This is a genomic window from Caenispirillum salinarum AK4 (assembly GCF_000315795.1).
In the GTDB taxonomy this organism is placed as follows: Bacteria; Pseudomonadota; Alphaproteobacteria; order Rhodospirillales; family Rhodospirillaceae; genus Caenispirillum; species Caenispirillum salinarum.
In genome coordinates this window covers 56,457-72,768 of record NZ_ANHY01000014.1, presented here as the reverse complement: position 1 = coordinate 72,768, position 16,312 = coordinate 56,457, and the positions used below count along the sequence as shown (strand labels likewise).

Genomic DNA, 16,312 nt, shown 5'->3' with positions numbered 1-16,312 from the left:
TGGACTGCCGGCCGCCCTTTCCGGAGGCGGCGACATGGGGGCGCTGATCCGCTCCCACGACTGGGCCGCGACGCCGCTCGGCCATCCGGAGGACTGGCCGGTGCCCCTGAAGACGGCTGCGGGCATGATGCTCCGCGCGACCACTCCGGTGGGCATCTATTGGGGGCCCGACTTCGCCCTTCTCTACAACGACGCCTGGCGCGACCTGATCGCAGACAAGCACCCCGCCGCGCTGGGCCGCCCGGCGCGCGAGGTGTTCCCGGAAATCTGGGGGACGATCGGGCCGCTGTTCGCCGGCGTGTTGGCGGGAAACGGCTCAACTCATGCCGAGAACCAGTTCCTGCCGATCCGCCGCCACGGCAGGATCGAGGACGCCTGGTTCGACTACAGCTTCATGGAGATCCCCCTTGAGGATGGCACGATCGGCGGCATCCTGAACACGGCGACGGAAACCACGAACCGCGTCGTCGCCGAGCGGTCCCGCTCAAAGGCCGAGGCTGCCCTGCGGACGAGCGAGGCACGGGCGCGGAACATCGTGGACAGCATTGCCGACGGCCTCATGACCTTCGACGCCGACTGGCGCATCACGTTCGTCAATCCGCGCGGCGAAGAGATCATCCGCCCCATGGTGGAGTCCGGCCAGGCCATCCTCGGCAAGGTGTTCTGGGACATCTTTCCCGGTGTTGACGACACCGCCTTCGGCGCGCCCTACCGCAGGACGATGACCGAGCGGGTGGCGACGACCGTGGAGGCCTACTATCCGCCGCTCGACGCATGGTTCTACGCGCGCTGCTATCCCCATGCGGAAGGGGTGGCGCTTTACTTCCTCGACATCACGGCCCGCGTGCGGGCGGAGGAGGAGTTGAGCCGGGCGCACGCGATGATCGACGGGATCACACAGGGCACCCAGGACCTCATCGCCGCGCTCGATACCAGCTACCGGACCCTTTACTTCAACGACGCCTACGGGCGCGAGTACGAAAAGCTCTGGGGCCACCGCATTCGCATCGGAGAAAACCTGCTGGAGCCGCTGGCGCCCTGGCCGGAGGAGCAGCGGAAGGCCCAGGAGATATGGCATCGCGCATTGGCAGGCGAAGCGTTCAACGTGATCATGGAATTCGGGCCGTCGAAGGCCGACACGCGCGTCTACGACCTGCGTTTCAGCCCGGTGCGCGACCGGGACGGGCACCAGATCGGCGCGGCCCACATCTTCCGCGACGTCACCGACCAGAAGACGCTCGAACGGGCCCTGCGCGAGAGCGAGGAACGGTTCCGCGCCCTGGTCACCTCGACCTCCAACGTCGTCTACCGCATGAGCGCCGACTGGTCGGAGATGCGGGACCTGGAGGGGCGCGGCTTCATGGCGGACACGGAGGAACCGCGCCAGAACTGGATGGACGCCTACATACCTCCCGATGACCGGCCCCAGGTCACAGCGGCCATCGATGAAGCGATCAGCGGCAAGACGATCTTCGATCAGGAGCACCGTGTGCACCGTGTGGACGGCAGCGTCGGCTGGATGCGGTCGCGGGCGGTCCCGCTGCTCGGCGACGACGGCGAGATCGTCGAGTGGTTCGGCGCCGCGATCGACGTCACCGACCGCAAAATGGCCGAGGAGCACCAGACCATGCTGATGGCCGAGTTGGACCATCGCGTGAAGAACGTCCTCGCGGTGGTCCAGGCGATCGCCCAGCAGAGCCTGGGACGGAGTGGCGGAAACGACGGCACGGGCGCCAGGGCCTTCGTCGGCCGCATCGAGGCCCTGGCGCAGTCGCACGCGCTCCTGGCCGCCAGCCGGTGGGAAGGGGCGCGGTTTCGCGACCTGATCGACGACGCCGTCGGCCCCTATGTCGATGCCGAGGCCCCGCGCATCCGAATGACGGGGCCGGACCTGCGGGTGACCCCTAAGGCGGCGCAGACGCTGTCGCTGGCGCTGCACGAGTTGGTCACCAACGCCGCCAAGTATGGCGCACTCTCCACCCCCGACGGGCGCGTCACCATAGATTGGTCGCTGCACGACGACGACGGCCGCCGCCTGGTGCTGCGGTGGGCCGAGCACGGCGGCCCGCCGATCGAGGAGCCGCCGGAGCGCAAGGGCTTCGGCTCTCGCCTGATCGAACAGGCGGTGGCGTTTGAGCTGAGCGGCACCGTCACGCTCGATTTCGCGCGGGACGGGCTCAAGGTCGCCTTCGACCTGCCGCTCCACCGGCTGCGGGCCCCGGACGACCGGGATGGGCCTGCCGCGCGCCGGACCCCGAAGCCTGCGGCCGGGCATCCCGAAGCCCTGAAGGGCCGACGAATCCTTCTGGTCGAGGACCAGCACCTCGTGGCCGAGGAGATGGGGGATGCCCTGCGGGCCGCCGGCTGTTCCGTCATCGGCCCCGCCCCCACCCTCGGCCATGCATTGCGCAGCGCCGACGTGGACGCCCTGGACGGGGCAGTGCTCGACATCAACCTGAACGAAGAGTTCGTCTGGCCGGCGGCGCGGGTCCTGCGGGAGCGCGACATTCCCTTCGTCTTCACGACCGGCTATTCGGAGACGATCACATTCCCGCCGGAGCTTTCCGACGCCCCGCGCATTGAAAAGCCCGCCCCGCCGCATCGACTCATCTCGGTCCTGGCGGCGCTCGTCGGCGGCGGGTAGGCGTGTCTTGATTGACCGAGGCGCCGGCCCCGCCAGCCTCACCCGCTGCGAAATGGCCAGTGCCGACCGGACATCGTCGAAGACGGAAACCAGGGCGTCTGCCGCGATCACGGCAGAACGCTGGCAGTCCTCGCAGATGAAGCGGGCTTACGCCGACACCGGACGGAAGTTCATGGGGACCGCTGGCGTGCGGGTGGTGGCGCTGCCGGGGCAAGACGCCGCGGCCACGGCGGCGGCGGCGCGGATTGCCACCGCCTGTGGACCTTGACCGTTCCTCCCATTGACGACGCAGCAGCCGGGCGGGCGGCGCGACGCGACGGGAGGAGCGGCCTGATACACAAGGACCTGATACTGCTCGGGGGCGGGCACGCGCACGTTCACGTCCTGAAGCGGATGGGAATGAAGCCCGAGCCCGGCGTGCGGGTGACGCTGGTCGCGCGGGACGTGGAAACGCCCTATAGCGGGATGCTGCCCGGCCGGATCGCCGGCCTCTATACCCACGATGAAATGCACCTCGATCTCGACCGCCTGTGCCGGTTCGCCGGGGCCCGGCTCATCCATGGGGAAGCCGTTGGCATGGACCGCAAGCGGCGAGAGGTTCTGCTCCCGGGGCGCCTCCCGCTGCATTACGACGTCCTGTCGCTGGACATCGGCTCGACCCCGCGCGTAAGCGTACCCGGTGCCGCCGAACACGCGGTCTGCCTCAAGCCGATCGCGCGCCTGGAAAAGCGGTGGGACGGCGTTCTGAACCATGCGGCACGGTTGGACCGGCCGTTCCGGCTGCTCATCGTGGGGGGCGGTGCGGCGGGGGCCGAGGTGGCCCTGGCTGCGGAGCGCCGCCTTCGCACCATGCGTCCGCCGAACCATGCGCCCGAGGTGAGACTGCTGACGCGCGGCCCCCTGCTGGCGGGTCACGGACGCCGCGCCGCCGGGTATCTGCGCCGCGCGCTGAGCCGTAGGGGGATCGCCGCGCACGAGCATGTGGACGTCGTGCAGGTCGACGCCGGCGCGGTCGTCAGCGGGGACGGCCGGCGGTTCTCCTGCGACGGGCTGCTGTGGGCGACGCAGGCGGGCGCGGCGGACTGGCTGCCGCAGACGGGGCTCGCACTGACGGACGAGGGCTTCATTGCCGTCGACGATTGCCTGCGGGCCCTCAACGACGACCTCGTTTTCGCCGCCGGCGACGTGGCCACGATGATCGACCATCCGCGCCCGAAGGCCGGGGTCGTCGCCGTCCGCCAGGGTCCGCCGCTGGAGCGGAACCTGCGGCGTGTCCTGCAGGGGCTGGAGCCGAAGCCCTTCCGTCCTCAGCGGCGGATGCTCGCGCTGATCGGCACCTCCGACGGCCGGGCCATCGCCTCGCGCGGACGGTGGGCGCTTGAGGGCCGGTGGCTGTGGCGCCTGAAGGACGCCATCGACCGCCGCTGGATGAAACAGTACCAGCACCTTCCGGCGATGACGGGAACGCCCGCCGAGCCGACCGCCATGCGGTGCGCCGGGTGCGGCGGCAAGCTTGGGGCGGACGTCCTGAGGCGCGCGCTGAGGACGGTGGGCCTGCCCGATATCCCGGCGGATGCCGCGCCCCTGCCCTCCCCCGCGCCGGGCGAACGGCTGGTCCAGTCGGTGGACCAGTTCCGCGCACCCGTCAGCGACCCCTGGGTGGCTGGACGCATCACGGCGGCGCACGCGCTGGGAGACCTTCATGCCGTCGGCGCGCGCGCCCTGACGGCTCTGGCCGTCGTGGGGCTTCCGGCGGGTGCCGATCCGGTGGTCGAAGCCGATTTGACGCAGGTGCTCGCGGGACTGCGCGATGTGCTGGGCGAAAGCGGCTGCGCCTTGTCCGGCGGCCACACCTTCGAGACCGACAGCCTGACCATCGGCCTGACGGTCACGGGCGCAATGCCGGCCGGCTCCACGTCGGGAAAGGACGGCCTGCGCGTCGGCGATCGCCTCGTGCTTACCAAGCCGCTCGGCACGGGCACCCTGTTTGCGGCGGCCATGCACGGCGCGGCGAAGGCGCGCTGGCTCGCCGCTGCCACCGATGTCATGCAGCGGCAGAGCGGGGCGGCGGCGACGGTCCTGCGGGAGGCAGGCGCCGCCGGATGCACCGACGTCACCGGCTTCGGGCTGCTCGGCCACCTCACGGAAATGCTGGAAGCGTCAGGTGTCGACGCGATCATCGATCGGGCGGCCGTTCCAGCCCTCCCGGGCGCCCTTGAATGCCTGGCGGCCGGCCGGGTGAGCACGCTGCATCCGGCCAACGCGCGATTCGCCGTGAGGGCGGCTGGGTTCGATCCCGCCGATCCCCGCCACATGCTGCTGCTTGACCCGCAGACAGCTGGCGGATTGCTGGCGGGCGTGCCGGCGGATGAGGCGGCGGCCGTGGTGGCGCGCCTGCGGGAGTTGGGGCACGACGCAGCGGAGGTTGGCGTCGTGGCGCCGCGCGCGGGGGCTGCTCCCCGCGTGACGCTGCGGGAGGGGATGGCGGAGGCGGATGGGAATCGAACCCACCGCTCGCCTCTTCGACGAGCCGCTGGTTTTGAAGACCAGGGGGGCCACCAGACCCCGTTCACCTCCCCGACCGCGCCGGCTCCTTGACCGCAGCGCGGATGATGCGCCGGGTGTTGTCGCGCCTGGACGTAACGCCCTGTCTATCCAGATGTTCCAGAAGCGGGATCGTGAACTTCCGGGTCGTGCCCAGCGCCCTGCCCGCCTCTCCCGCCGTGAATGGCCTGTCGCCGAACCCGGCCGCCAGGCATTCGGCCGCACGGCTGACCGCGGAGACGTGAAAGATGATCTCCCGCTTCTGGACGCGGTCCACCGTGCGCACCAGGACTCCGGTCCGCACCAGAAACCGCAACGCCTGCTGCCGGGTCCGCCGCCGCGCCACAAGCTCCGCCACGTCCGGCGGCGCCAGCCCGCCGTCGAGCACCGCCCGTTCCATCTGCCGGACCAGCGCACGCTCCTGCGCCTGAAGAAAGTCCGCAGGGTTCAGGTCCCTGCGCCGGATCAAACCGCCCTGGCTCTCGACCCGGCCGTCGGCCGCCAGTGCGGCCACGGTGCCGCCGACGACGGCCCAAGGCACCTCCGGCAACAGCGTTCGCAACCGCTCGGCCGTCACCCCGGCCTCGGTAGGATTGCGGCGGAGGAAGGCCTCAAGAGCCTTCAACACCTCGCACCGCACCCGCGCGCCGCCCTCGGCCGAAAGCACAATTTCACCCAGCGACACCGCATCGATGGCCGCCAACCGCTCGGTCACGCGCGCCGGTCCAAGCGCCGCGAGAGCCGGGAGGTCCCGGCGCGCACAACCGTTCACGCCCTCGGCCGTCAGCACGGCCGCGAGGCGATCCCCGTCCCCCAAGGCCTCCAGCCGAGCCACCGTCTCCGGCCGCTTCCGCCGGCGCCGGCTCAGCGGGTCCAGCACCACGCCGCCCCCGATGGTGCGCGGCGGAGACGCCTCGCGGAGCACGAAACGATCGCCGCCCGCCAGCGCCACCGCCGGGTCCGTCTTTACCTGCGCCACCGCCGCCTCGCCCGGACGCAGCGCCGCGCGATCCAGCAGCCGGAGCCGGGCGTCCGCCTCCGCCGTGCCGCACAAGAGCCGAAACGGCCGCCCCCCATCCACGCCGCGGGGCGCGGCGGGCAGAAGGCTCACCATCACGTCCAGCCATGCCGACGGCCGCAGGATGCCGGGCGTCGCCAGCGTCATGCCCCGCATCAGCGTGTCGCACCCGTCTCCCCGCAGGTTGACCGCGACACGGCTGCCGGCCGTCGCGCGGTCGACCGCTTCGCCATGCACCTGAAGGCGGCGCACGCTCAACGCGCCCTCGCCCGGCAGCGCGACAAGATCGTCGCCGACACTCAGGGGACCGTGACGCAGGGTGCCGGTGCCGACGATGCCATGGCCGCGCACCGTGAAGACCCGGTCGAGCGGAAGCGCGCACCAGCCCCGGTCCTCGTCGTCGTCCTCCGTGGCCAGGGCGGCCAGGGCATCGGCCAGCGCCTCCACGCCCCGCCCCGTCGGGGCCTCTGTCGCCACGGCGGCGGCGCAGGCGATGCCGCGCTCCGCCAGCAGGTTTCGTGACGCTTGCTCCACGGCCGGAACCCGGTCCGGCGCCTTGTCCGCTCGGGTGACGGCGACGACGGCCCGCCGGAGCCCCAGAAGCGCCGCGATGTCGGCGTGTTCGATCGTCTGGGGCATGACGCCTTCATCGGCCGCGACGCACAGAAGCCCCGCGTCCAGACCGCCGGCACCCGCGATCATGGTCCGCACGAAGCGCTCATGCCCCGGCATGTCCACGAAGGAGAGCATGATGCCGCCGCGCCGGACGTGCGCGAAACCAAGCGTGATGGAAAGGCCGCGCCGAATCTCCTCCTCCAGCCGATCGGTCGTCATGCCGGTCAGGGCGCCCACAAGCGAGGTCTTGCCGTGATCGACGTGCCCCATGACGCCGAGAAGGACGCGCGTCACGACAACGCCTCCGCCACCGCCGCCGCGACGGCCGGCAGGTCGGCGTCGGCCAGGGTACGTGCGTCCAGCCATGCCGCGCCGTCGCGCACCCGCGCCACCACCGGAGGGGAAGCGCGCCGCAGAGTCCGCGCGACGGCCTCAGCGTCCGCCACCGCCAGCCGCACCGCGCTGGACGGCAGCGCCCGGTCCGGCAGCGCCCCGCCGCCCACGTAGGCCTCGCTGTCCACCACATCGGCCCCCGCACCGGCTGGAAGCATGCCGCACAGGCGCCGCGCCCGTTGCGCCACCGCGTCCAGAGGCTCGGCCATCATGCGCGCGACGGGTGGATGGGCGCCGTCCTCGTACAGCCGAAGGACGGCGCCGAGGGCGGCCAGCGTCATCTTGTCGGGGCGCAGCGCGCGCAGCAGGGGATGCCGCCTCATGCGGTCGATGAGGTCCCGGCGGCCGACGGCCAGGCCGGCCTGCGGCCCGCCCAGAAGCTTGTCGCCGCTGAAGGTCACCACGTCGACGCCGGCGGCGATGCTGCTCGCGACCGTCGGCTCATCCGGAATGCCGAAGGGGCCGAGGTCCATGAGCGTGCCGCTGCCCAGATCCTCCATCACCGGCACGCCATGCCCGCGCCCGAGCTTCACCAGGTCCGCCAGCACGGGCGCCTCGGTGAAGCCGACGATGCGGTAGTTGCTCTGGTGGACCTTCAGGATCAGCCGCGTCTCAGGGCCGAGCGCGTTCGTGTAGTCGGCTACGCGCGTCCGGTTGGTGGTGCCGACCTCCACCAGCCGCGCGCCACCCTGCTGGATGATATCGGGAATGCGGAACGAGCCGCCGATCTCCACCAGTTCGCCCCGCGACACCACGGCCTCGCCGCCCGCCGCGAGCGCCGACAGCGCCAGCAGGACGGCGGCGGCGTTGTTGTTGACCACCAGCGCGGCCTCCGCCCCCGTCAGGGTGCGGATCGTGTCAAGGATGCCGTCATAGCGGGACCCGCGGCGCCCGCTCTCCAGGTCGAACTCCAGGTTGGAGTATCCGGCCGCCACCCCCCCAACCGCCGCCACGGCCTCGGGCGGAAGCGGGGCCCGGCCGAGATTGGTGTGGACAATGATCCCGGTGGCGTTGATGACCGGCTGCAGCGCGCGGCGCGCCTCCGCCGCAAGCCTCCGGGCGACGGCGTCCATCAAGGCGGCGTCGTCGGGCGGATCACAGGCGCCGTCGACAAGCGCCCGGCGCAGGCCGTCCAGTTCTGCCCGCGCGGCGCGGACCGTGGCCGGACGGCCATGGCGGGCGATGAGCCCCTCACCCTCGGCCAGCACCAGCAGCCGGTTGACCGACGGCAGGTGTCGCAGGAGCGCGTGGTTGTCCTTCGGCATGGCGGCCCGGCCCGGTCCTGGAAGCGGCTCCTGTAGAACGGGCGCGCCGCCGCTTCGGGTCCATCACTTTCCGGCATCCCCGACCGAAGCGGTGCGTTGCTGGATCATGGACAGCGTCATCGGCGTCATCATCATGGCTCAGGAAAGCCGCTTCCGCCTGGTCGACCGCGCCGACCGGGCGTGGCACTTCATGCTGGCCCCGGACGCCAACGTCGAGCCCCAGGACCTGCCGCCCCTGTTCCGCGATGGCCGCGAAGTGCATGTCGCCTGGTCGAACGCGCCGGGCGTAACCGCCGCCCTCGCCCATGACGTATCCCCCCAGCCCCACGAGCAGGAGGCCCCCGCATGAGCCGCGACCGCCGCACCCCATTCAACCGCGTCGGGGAGTTCCTGAACCAATGGTCCGTTCCCCGCCAGATGCGCGGCGCCGACCACCGCACCGACGCCGCGCGCAGCCGCATGTCCGAGACCCTGCGCCCACGGCTGGAGGATGCCGACCGTGTCGGCACCAGCATCTGCCCCTACTGCGCGGTGGGCTGTGCGCAGCTGGTCTACGCCAGGGACGGCCGCGCGATCCACGTGGAGGGCGATCCGCGCAGCCCGATCAACGAGGGCACGCTCTGCCCCAAGGGCTCGGCCACCATCGGCTGGATGAACGCGCCGGACCGGCTGAGCAAGGTGCTGCACCGGGCGCCGTACTCGGACCGCTGGGAGGAAAAACCGCTCGATTGGGCCATGGACCGCATCGCCCACCTCACCAGGCAGACCCGCGACGAAACCTTCGTTGAGGCCCTGCCGGGCGGCGAGACGGTCAACCACACGCTGGGCCTTGCGTCGTTGGGCGGCGCGACGCTCGACAACGAGGAAAACTACGCCATCAAGAAGCTGTTCGGTGGCGGCCTCGGCATGGTCTGGATCGAGAACCAGGCCCGCGTCTGACATTCCAGCTCGGTGCCCAGTTTGGGTACCTCCTACGGCCGAGGCGCCGCGACACTGGCGCAGTGGGACCTCGCCAAGTCCGACTGCGTGGTGATCATGGGCTCGAACATGGCCGAGAACCACCCGATCGCCTTCCGCTTCGTCATGCAGGCGAAGGCCAAGGGCGCGGCCGTGGTCCATGCCGATCCGCGCTTCACCCGCACTTCCGCGCTGGCCGACATCTATGCGCCGGTGCGCGCGGGCAGCGACATCGCGTTCCTGGGCGGGATCATCCGCTATCTGCTCGAGAACGACGCCTGGTTCCGCGACTACGCGCTGGCCTACACCAACCTGTCCACCATCATCCGGGACGACTTCCAGGGGCCGGAGGACCTGGACGGCGTGTTCTCGGGCTTCGAGCCGGACATGAAGGCGTACTTTGTCGACAGCTGGCAGTACGAGGGCATGGCCGTGCCCTCGCCCCGGTCGGAACACCACCCGCAGACGGAAATGGATTTCACCGCCTGCGCCGGGCGCATGTCGGAGAAACCGCCGCACCGCGACCCGACGCTGCGGCATCCGCAGTGCGTCTACCAGATCATGCGCCGCCACTATGCCCGCTACACGCCCGAGATGGTGGAGCGCGTCACCGGCTGCCGCAAGGAAACCTTCCTGAAGATCTGCGAGACGCTGGCGCGCAACTCGGGCCGGGAGCGCACGAGCGCCTTCTGCTACGCCGTCGGCTGGACGCACCACTCCACCGGCGTGCAGATCATCCGCGCCGCCGCCATCATCCAGGCGCTGCTGGGCAACGTCGGGCGGCCGGGCGGCGGCATTCTGGCCCTGCGCGGGCATTCCAGCATCCAGGGCAGCACCGACATCCCGACGCTCTACAACATGCTGCCCGGATACCTGGCACAGCCCAACGTCAACAAGTCCCACGGCAGCCTGGACGACTACCTGAAGGGCGAAACCCCGCCCACCGGCTGGTGGCACAACGAGCCCAAGTACGTGATAAGCCTGCTGAAGGCGTGGTACGGCGACCGGGCCACCGCCGCCAACGACTACGGCTTCGACTGGGTGCCGAAGATCATCGGCGACCACTCGCAACTGCCCATGACGCTGGCGATCCGTGACAATGTCATCAAGGGCATGTTCCTGCTGGGCCAGAACCCGGCCATCGGCGGCAGCAATTCGCGCCTTGTGCAGCGGGGGCTGGCGGAACTGGATTGGCTGGTGGTGCGCGACTTCGCCGAAACGGAGACGGCCGCCTTCTGGTACCAGGGCTGTCCGGTGCGCGACGGCGAGTTGGCGCCAAGCGACATCAAGACCGAGGTGTTCCTCATGCCGGCCTCCATCGCCGGCGAGAAGGACGGCACCTTCACCAACACGCACCGGCTGGTGCAATGGCATGACAAGGTGGTCGACGGCCCCGGCGACAGCCGGTCCGAACTGTGGTTCATCCACCACCTCGCCAAGCGGCTGAAGGCTCTTTACGCCGACAGCCGGGACGCCCGCGACCGCCCCATCCAGGCGCTCAACTGGCCGTACCCGGAGGTCGACGCGCGGGGCGAGCCCGACGTGGAAGCCGTGTTGAAGGAGATCAACGGCTACACCTGCGGCGACGAGACACCCGTCGGCACCTTCAAGGACCTGAAGGACGACGGCTCCACCGCCTGCGGCTGCTGGATCTATTCCGGCGTCTACCCAAAGGAGGGCCACAACCAGGCGCGGTCGCGCAAGGCGGACGGCCCCGGCGGCCCCGGCACGCACCTCGGTTGGGCCTTTGCCTGGCCGGCCAACCGGCGCACGCTCTACAACCGGGCGTCGGCCGACCTGGACGGCAAGCCGTGGTCGGAGGAAAAGACGCTGGTGTGGTGGGACGCCGACAAGGAAAGCTGGCAGAGCCCCGACGCCATCGACTTCGAGCCATCGAAGGCCCCCGGCTACCAGCCGGACTGGAACCAGAAGCCTGAGGGCATGGACGCCCTCGACGGCGGATCGCCGTTCATCATGACGGCCGACGGCAAGGCCGCCCTGTTCGTGCCCTCGGGCCTGAAGGACGCGCCCTTGCCGACGCACTACGAGCCGATAGAAAGCCCGGTCCTGAACCCGCTCTACGCCCAGCAGAGCGTGCCCACCGCCAAGCGCTGGAACCGCGAGGACAATCCCTATCACGCGCCGGAGGATGCGCAGTATCCGCACATTCTGACCACCTACCGGCTGACCGAGCACCACTCGGGCGGCACGCCGACGCGGTCGGTACCGTCGACGGCGGAACTCCAGCCCGAGGGGTTCTGCGAGATTCCGCCGGAACTGGCCGCCCGCCACGGGCTGAGGACGGGCGACTGGGTGGTGCTGGAGACGTCGCGCGGGGCGGTCGAGACGCGCGCCCTGGTCACCAGCCGGCTGCGGCCCTTCGAGATCGACGGCCGGGCCGTGTTCCAGATCGGGATGCCCTGGCACTTCGGCTGGCGCGGCTACGCCACGGGCGACGTCGCCAACGTGCTGACGTCCATCGTCGGCGACGCCAACACCACCATGCACGAAAACAAGGCCCTGACCTGCCGCCTGCGGCCGGGCCGACTGAGCGGAGGCCGCCGATGACGCATGTCCACCCCCGCGCCGCCGACTATGGACAAAGCTTCCTGGACGGACCCATCGACGACGAGTCCGAACTGACCGCCGGCGTCAAGATCGAGCCGGGCAAGAGCTACGGCTTCTTCACCGACACGACGCTCTGCATCGGCTGCAAGGCCTGCGAGGTGGCGTGCAAGGAGTGGAACGTGCTTCCCGCCGACCATGCCGAGTTCAGCGGCATGAGCTATGACAACACCCGCGATCTCTCGGCCCACAGCTGGCGCCACGTCACCTTCGCCGAGCGCATGGACCCCGACGACCGCCCGGATGAAATGCCGCCCTACCAGACGGCGTGGCTCATGATGAGCGACGTCTGCAAGCACTGCGATCCGGCGCCGTGCCTGGAAAGCTGCCCCACGGGATCGCTGTTCCGCACGGAGTTCGACACCGTGGTGGTGCAGCAGGACATCTGCAACGGCTGCGGCTACTGCGTGCCGTCCTGCCCCTTCGGCGTCATCGACCTCAGCACGCTGGACGGCAAGGCGCACAAGTGCACGCTCTGCTACGACCGCCTGAAAGGCGGCCTTGAACCGGCGTGCTCCAAGGCCTGCCCGACGGACTCCATCCAGTTCGGCGAGATCACCGAGTTGCATGAACGGGCGGATAAGCGCGTGGAGCAGCTCAAGGACATGGGACGGGAGGACGCCTACCTCTACGGCGCCCCCGACACGCCCGGCGCGACCGGCGGGATCGAGAAGTTGAACGCCTTCTTTCTGCTCACCGACGCGCCCGAGGTCTACAACCTGCCGGCCGCGCCCAGCCGTTCCGCCGAACGCCTGAGGCCGGCGCTGGCGACGGGTCTGGCCGCCTTCGCCGGGGTGGCGGCGGTCGCGGCGGTCCTGCTGGGCGGACGACGGAAAGGACGATGATGAACTGGAAACGAACGCGGCGCATCGGAAAGACTGAGATTCCGCGCTGGGACGGCGAGACGTACTACGACGTGCCGCCGGTCAAGCCGGTGCCCTGGGATTGGAAGGTCGCCACCTATGTCTTTCTTGGTGGCGTCGGTGGCGCGGCGCAGGTTCTGGGACTGCTGGCCGATTGGCGCAGGCCTTCTCCGCGCCCCGCTCCGCCGCCGGTGACGCGCCGCGCCCGGTGGCTGGGCGTGGGCGGCGTCACGCTCGGCGCTCCGCTCATCATCGCCGACCTGAAGACGCCCCGCCGCTTCTACAACATGCTGCGGATCATCCGGCCGACGTCCGGCATGTCCATCGGGTCGTGGCTGCTCGCGGCCTTCGGCGCGTCGAGCGGCCTTGCCCTGCTCGCACAGCTCACGGGCTTCCGCAGGACCGCCCGCGCCGCCCACCTTCCGGCGGCGCTCGCAGGGGCGGGAATGGCGACCTACACCGGCGCGCTGTTCGGCGCCACCAGCACGCCGCGCTGGGCGGCCGCGTCCAACCTGCTGGCCGCGCGGTTCGGGCTTTCGTCCATGGCGGCCGGCGCGGCGGCGCTGTCCCTTGGCGAGAGGCACGGGCCGACCTGGCAGGCGCTGGACACGGTGAGCCTGGTCGCGCTCTCCGCCGACACCGCCCTGTCCTTCGGCGTCCAGAATGAGCGCCGGGCGGAAGGCACCGACGCGGCGGACCGGTTCACGCGCGACGCCGAGTTGGCGGCGAAGGTCCTGCACGTCCTTCCTGTCGTGCTGTACGCCGCCAACGGCCTGTCGCGCCGCCCGTCCCCCACCCTTTCCACGGTCGCGAGCACCTTGGCCATTGCGGCGAGTTGGCTGACGCGCGTCAACGAGATGCGCGGCGCCCGGGCTTCGGCGCGGCGGCCAGAGGATACCTTCCGCCTTGCCCAACCGCCCGGCAGCGGAGGGCGTCGGCAATGACGGACGGGAAAGCGACCCGCGAACGGGCCGTCGCGGCACTGGACCGGGCGCTGGATAAATCGCCCGATGGCGCGAAGGATGACCTGACGGACGCCATTCGCGCCGTCGCGGAACTGAGGGACGATCGGGTGAAACGGTGGCGGCACACCGGGGCGGCGGACGATCGTCACGGCCTGGATGCCGTCAATGCGATCCTCAGCCTGCTCGCCGGCCTGGAGTATCCGCTTGCCGGCATAAAGTGGAAGAGGGTCAGCGAGGCCCGCGACAGTTTGAAAAAGTTGTCGTGACGCGCCAGTCACCGAACGCACCGCCTTGGGCAGACGTCGGACCGGTGTCCGCGAAGGCGGTGCTTCAATGATGAGACCGGCACATAAGGCGCCGCTGCAGGAAGCGCGGCAGCAAATTTTTTGCTACTTCTTCTTATCGGGGTCTTCCTTGGCTTTTCCAACCGCTTCCTGGGTTTTACCCTCGACCTGATCGGCCTCGCCCTTGCGTTCAAGGTCCTTCTTGTCGGTTGCCTTGCCGGCCATTTCCTTGCCGGTCCCGATGATGTCCTTGGCTTTGCCCTTGCTGCGATCTTCGTCCATTGGGAGCTCCTGTTGGCAGTTTCAAGCGGAACGCCGGCGGAGGATAAGCGATTCGAAGACGCCGGGCTGAACGCGGCCGGGATGACCGACGGCTCGGCGAGGCGGCCGAGGTAGATCAACACGGCCTCCCCTGGCGGTCGGTTGTTCAGCGGCAGCCGCCAAGGATGATCAACGCTTCTGCCCGAACAGAGGTCCGCCGCCCGCCTTTGGTTGAAGCGGACGTCGTGGCAGGACAATCCTGTGGCAGATGCGTGAAAAACCCGCCGCTCCCTGCAACACAGGCGTGAACAGGCGCACCCTCCGCGCATCTGGGCCGTTGCTGGCACAGAGGCGGGCGCAATCTCGCTTCGTCATCGTCCGGGCCCAAACTTGGGCCCGGAACTTTTTTATCTGGGGGGGGCCATGAACAGGTGCCGCCATGAGGATACCTCGCAGCATCCTTTTCTACGCCTTGTTTCTTGTCGTGGGTTTCGGTTGCCTCGGCCTGGTGGAGATGGCCGTGGAGGCGGTCTCGATCATCCGCTGGGGCCGGCCGTTCCCGCTCGACTTTGACATGCCGCCCATGACCCCCGACGGGGAGCTTGGCTTTCGGTAACACATACCGCTTCGAAAGCGCTCTCTTCGGCAACAGGACGCCACCGGGCGGCCGAAACAACCGGAAGGGGCGGAGTCAATGACCGCCCGCCCGACGACGTCGGTGTCATCCTCGGCCGGAGACCGGGAACGATCCGACGTAACTGCATGGGCACTTGATGCAAAATCTTTGCTGCGCCTGGGACGGCAAGCCTCCGATCGGCGCCGAGAGGAGGTCGCGCGGGTGACCCACGGCATCGGGCAAATCTATCTGCGCCAAAACGGCGCTTATCTTCGTTCGCATTCGAGAGACCGCGGGCGGAGGCTGTGCCACCTTTCGCACCAGCAGACCGGCAGTCCGGCCATGATCGTCAAGAGGTGGCCCAACGGGCTTCACCTGTTCTTCATCCTTCGCGGCTCGGTCATCCCCCGCATCATCCGGCCGCTCGCCGCGACCATCGGTTACCGGATCAGGACCTTCAGCCGGCGAGAGTCGTCCTGAAGGTCCTTGCGGAGGCGGTTTAACTCCCCGTGCAGCGCGTCGTCTGCGATCCGGGGAAGGATGTCCTTGAGGCAGGCGGCCACGGCCGAATGCCGTTCCGCCATGAGAGCCACCGACGTCTTGTGGAATGCCTCGGGCCTCATGTGCCGGCTGCCGTCTCTCGACAGCTTGAAACGCCCTCTGAACCGCCCAAGCTGCCGCCGCAGCATCAGCCAGTGGCGCACGCGCCGGCGCTCAAGGCCGGCGACCGTGGCACTGGCCGTACCCAGGCTTTGCTGGCGCCGGCATTGAGCGAGATGCCGGACATCTGCCCGCGCCTCGCGCTCAAGATCGCAAAGCAGCGCGACAATCTCGTTCGGCTCAGCGAAGCCGGCATAGGACGAATGCTCATGCTCTTGCAGCATGCAGGGTGAGCCCGAGACGTCGATGCGCCAATCGTTCGCCACCATGATCTGTCGCCTCCCTTCAGCTGTTGGGCCGGCAGCTCTTCGTCCGCAAACGCGCCGGCATCAGCCTGACGGCGGCGGGAAAGCAAAGTCTAGCCGGTGCGCCGGGCTTTGTTCACCTGTGGGAACGCGCGAATCAGCAGGTGGCGGGTCCGACCGGCCATCGAGCCGTGCTCGCCACTCAGCCGTGACAGCCGACCATGCGCCCGTGACGTCCCGTCGAACGACCGTGGCAGTCGACGGAAGAGCCGTGACGCGCTGTGCGGAAGGCGCGACAGAGGAAGAAGCCGGCTGAGAGGGCGCCGAGGAGACTGCGAGCGCGACCGGATTGCAGTA

Annotated in this window: 10 protein-coding genes, 1 tRNA gene and 1 pseudogene; 7 read left to right on the top strand and 5 right to left on the bottom strand. The window is 69.7% G+C overall.

Features of this window, described 5'->3' with window-relative positions:
- The first annotated feature begins 34 nt into the window (after positions 1-34).
- Positions 35-2,644 carry a PAS domain-containing protein gene (locus tag C882_RS23360; protein WP_009541344.1) on the top strand — a complete coding sequence of 870 codons (2,610 nt, stop codon included), beginning with the start codon at positions 35-37 and terminating at the stop codon, positions 2,642-2,644.
- 393 nt (positions 2,645-3,037) lie between these two features.
- Positions 3,038-5,035 (top strand): annotated as a pseudogene (gene selD / locus C882_RS25820) (selenide, water dikinase SelD); the annotation flags it as partial.
- Between the two features lie 91 nt (positions 5,036-5,126).
- On the opposite strand, the gene C882_RS14315 reads toward selD, so the two are convergent.
- The 3 genes from C882_RS14315 to selA all read right to left on the bottom strand — a co-directional run bounded on the left by C882_RS14315 (position 5,127) and on the right by selA (position 8,479).
- Positions 5,127-5,221, bottom strand: a tRNA-Sec gene (locus tag C882_RS14315).
- Positions 5,214-7,115 carry a selenocysteine-specific translation elongation factor gene (selB, locus tag C882_RS24030; RefSeq protein WP_009541342.1) on the bottom strand — a complete coding sequence of 634 codons (1,902 nt, stop codon included), beginning with the start codon at positions 7,113-7,115 and terminating at the stop codon, positions 5,214-5,216. The genes C882_RS14315 and selB overlap by 8 nt, the downstream gene beginning before the upstream one ends.
- The gene (gene selA / locus C882_RS14305) at positions 7,112-8,479 is read right to left on the bottom strand and encodes an L-seryl-tRNA(Sec) selenium transferase (RefSeq protein ID WP_009541341.1); all 1,368 of its coding nucleotides are present in this window, start codon (positions 8,477-8,479) and stop codon (positions 7,112-7,114) included. The genes selB and selA overlap by 4 nt, the downstream gene beginning before the upstream one ends.
- Before the next feature lie 106 nt (positions 8,480-8,585).
- Here selA and C882_RS14300 point away from each other — a divergent pair, with 106 nt between their 5' ends.
- The 5 genes from C882_RS14300 (at position 8,586) to C882_RS14275 (ending at position 14,155) form a co-directional block, all read left to right on the top strand.
- On the top strand, positions 8,586-8,828 hold the full coding sequence (locus tag C882_RS14300) for a hypothetical protein (protein WP_009541340.1): 243 nt from the start codon (positions 8,586-8,588) through the stop codon (positions 8,826-8,828).
- Positions 8,829-8,896: 68 nt separating this feature from the next.
- Positions 8,897-12,004 carry a formate dehydrogenase gene (gene fdh / locus C882_RS14290; protein ID WP_322090751.1) on the top strand — a complete coding sequence of 1,036 codons (3,108 nt, stop codon included), beginning with the start codon at positions 8,897-8,899 and terminating at the stop codon, positions 12,002-12,004.
- Positions 12,001-12,906 carry a 4Fe-4S dicluster domain-containing protein gene (locus C882_RS14285; RefSeq protein ID WP_009541337.1) on the top strand — a complete coding sequence of 302 codons (906 nt, stop codon included), beginning with the start codon at positions 12,001-12,003 and terminating at the stop codon, positions 12,904-12,906. The genes fdh and C882_RS14285 overlap by 4 nt, the downstream gene beginning before the upstream one ends.
- Positions 12,903-13,868: an NrfD/PsrC family molybdoenzyme membrane anchor subunit gene (gene nrfD, locus C882_RS14280; protein WP_052000169.1), complete on the top strand. Its 966-nt coding sequence runs from the start codon at positions 12,903-12,905 to the stop codon at positions 13,866-13,868. The genes C882_RS14285 and nrfD overlap by 4 nt, the downstream gene beginning before the upstream one ends.
- A complete protein-coding gene (locus C882_RS14275; protein ID WP_009541335.1) occupies positions 13,865-14,155 on the top strand; it encodes a hypothetical protein in 291 nt (96 codons plus the stop codon). The genes nrfD and C882_RS14275 overlap by 4 nt, the downstream gene beginning before the upstream one ends.
- 123 nt (positions 14,156-14,278) lie before the next feature.
- On the opposite strand, the gene C882_RS24025 is transcribed toward C882_RS14275, so the two are convergent.
- Together C882_RS24025 and C882_RS14270 are read right to left on the bottom strand one after the other, a co-directional pair.
- The gene (locus tag C882_RS24025; RefSeq protein ID WP_009541334.1) at positions 14,279-14,455 is read right to left on the bottom strand and encodes a CsbD family protein; all 177 of its coding nucleotides are present in this window, start codon (positions 14,453-14,455) and stop codon (positions 14,279-14,281) included.
- Positions 14,456-15,490: 1,035 nt separating this feature from the next.
- Positions 15,491-15,979 (bottom strand): hypothetical protein, encoded by a 489-nt coding sequence (locus C882_RS14270; protein ID WP_009541331.1) that lies wholly within the window; start codon positions 15,977-15,979, stop codon positions 15,491-15,493.
- Positions 15,980-16,312: the final 333 nt, after the last annotated feature.

What these genes read in the sequence shown, in the direction of transcription:
- C882_RS23360 (WP_009541344.1), top strand. Translation starts at nt 35, where the DNA reads ATGGGGGCGCTGATCCGCTCCCACGACTGGGCCGCGACGCCGCTCGGC.
- selA (WP_009541341.1), bottom strand. Translation starts at nt 8,479, where the DNA reads ATGCCGAAGGACAACCACGCGCTCCTGCGACACCTGCCGTCGGTCAAC.
- C882_RS14300 (WP_009541340.1), top strand. Translation starts at nt 8,586, where the DNA reads ATGGACAGCGTCATCGGCGTCATCATCATGGCTCAGGAAAGCCGCTTC.
- C882_RS14285 (WP_009541337.1), top strand. Translation starts at nt 12,001, where the DNA reads ATGACGCATGTCCACCCCCGCGCCGCCGACTATGGACAAAGCTTCCTG.
- nrfD (WP_052000169.1), top strand. Translation starts at nt 12,903, where the DNA reads ATGATGAACTGGAAACGAACGCGGCGCATCGGAAAGACTGAGATTCCG.
- C882_RS14275 (WP_009541335.1), top strand. Translation starts at nt 13,865, where the DNA reads ATGACGGACGGGAAAGCGACCCGCGAACGGGCCGTCGCGGCACTGGAC.
- C882_RS24025 (WP_009541334.1), bottom strand. Translation starts at nt 14,455, where the DNA reads ATGGACGAAGATCGCAGCAAGGGCAAAGCCAAGGACATCATCGGGACC.
- C882_RS14270 (WP_009541331.1), bottom strand. Translation starts at nt 15,979, where the DNA reads ATGGTGGCGAACGATTGGCGCATCGACGTCTCGGGCTCACCCTGCATG.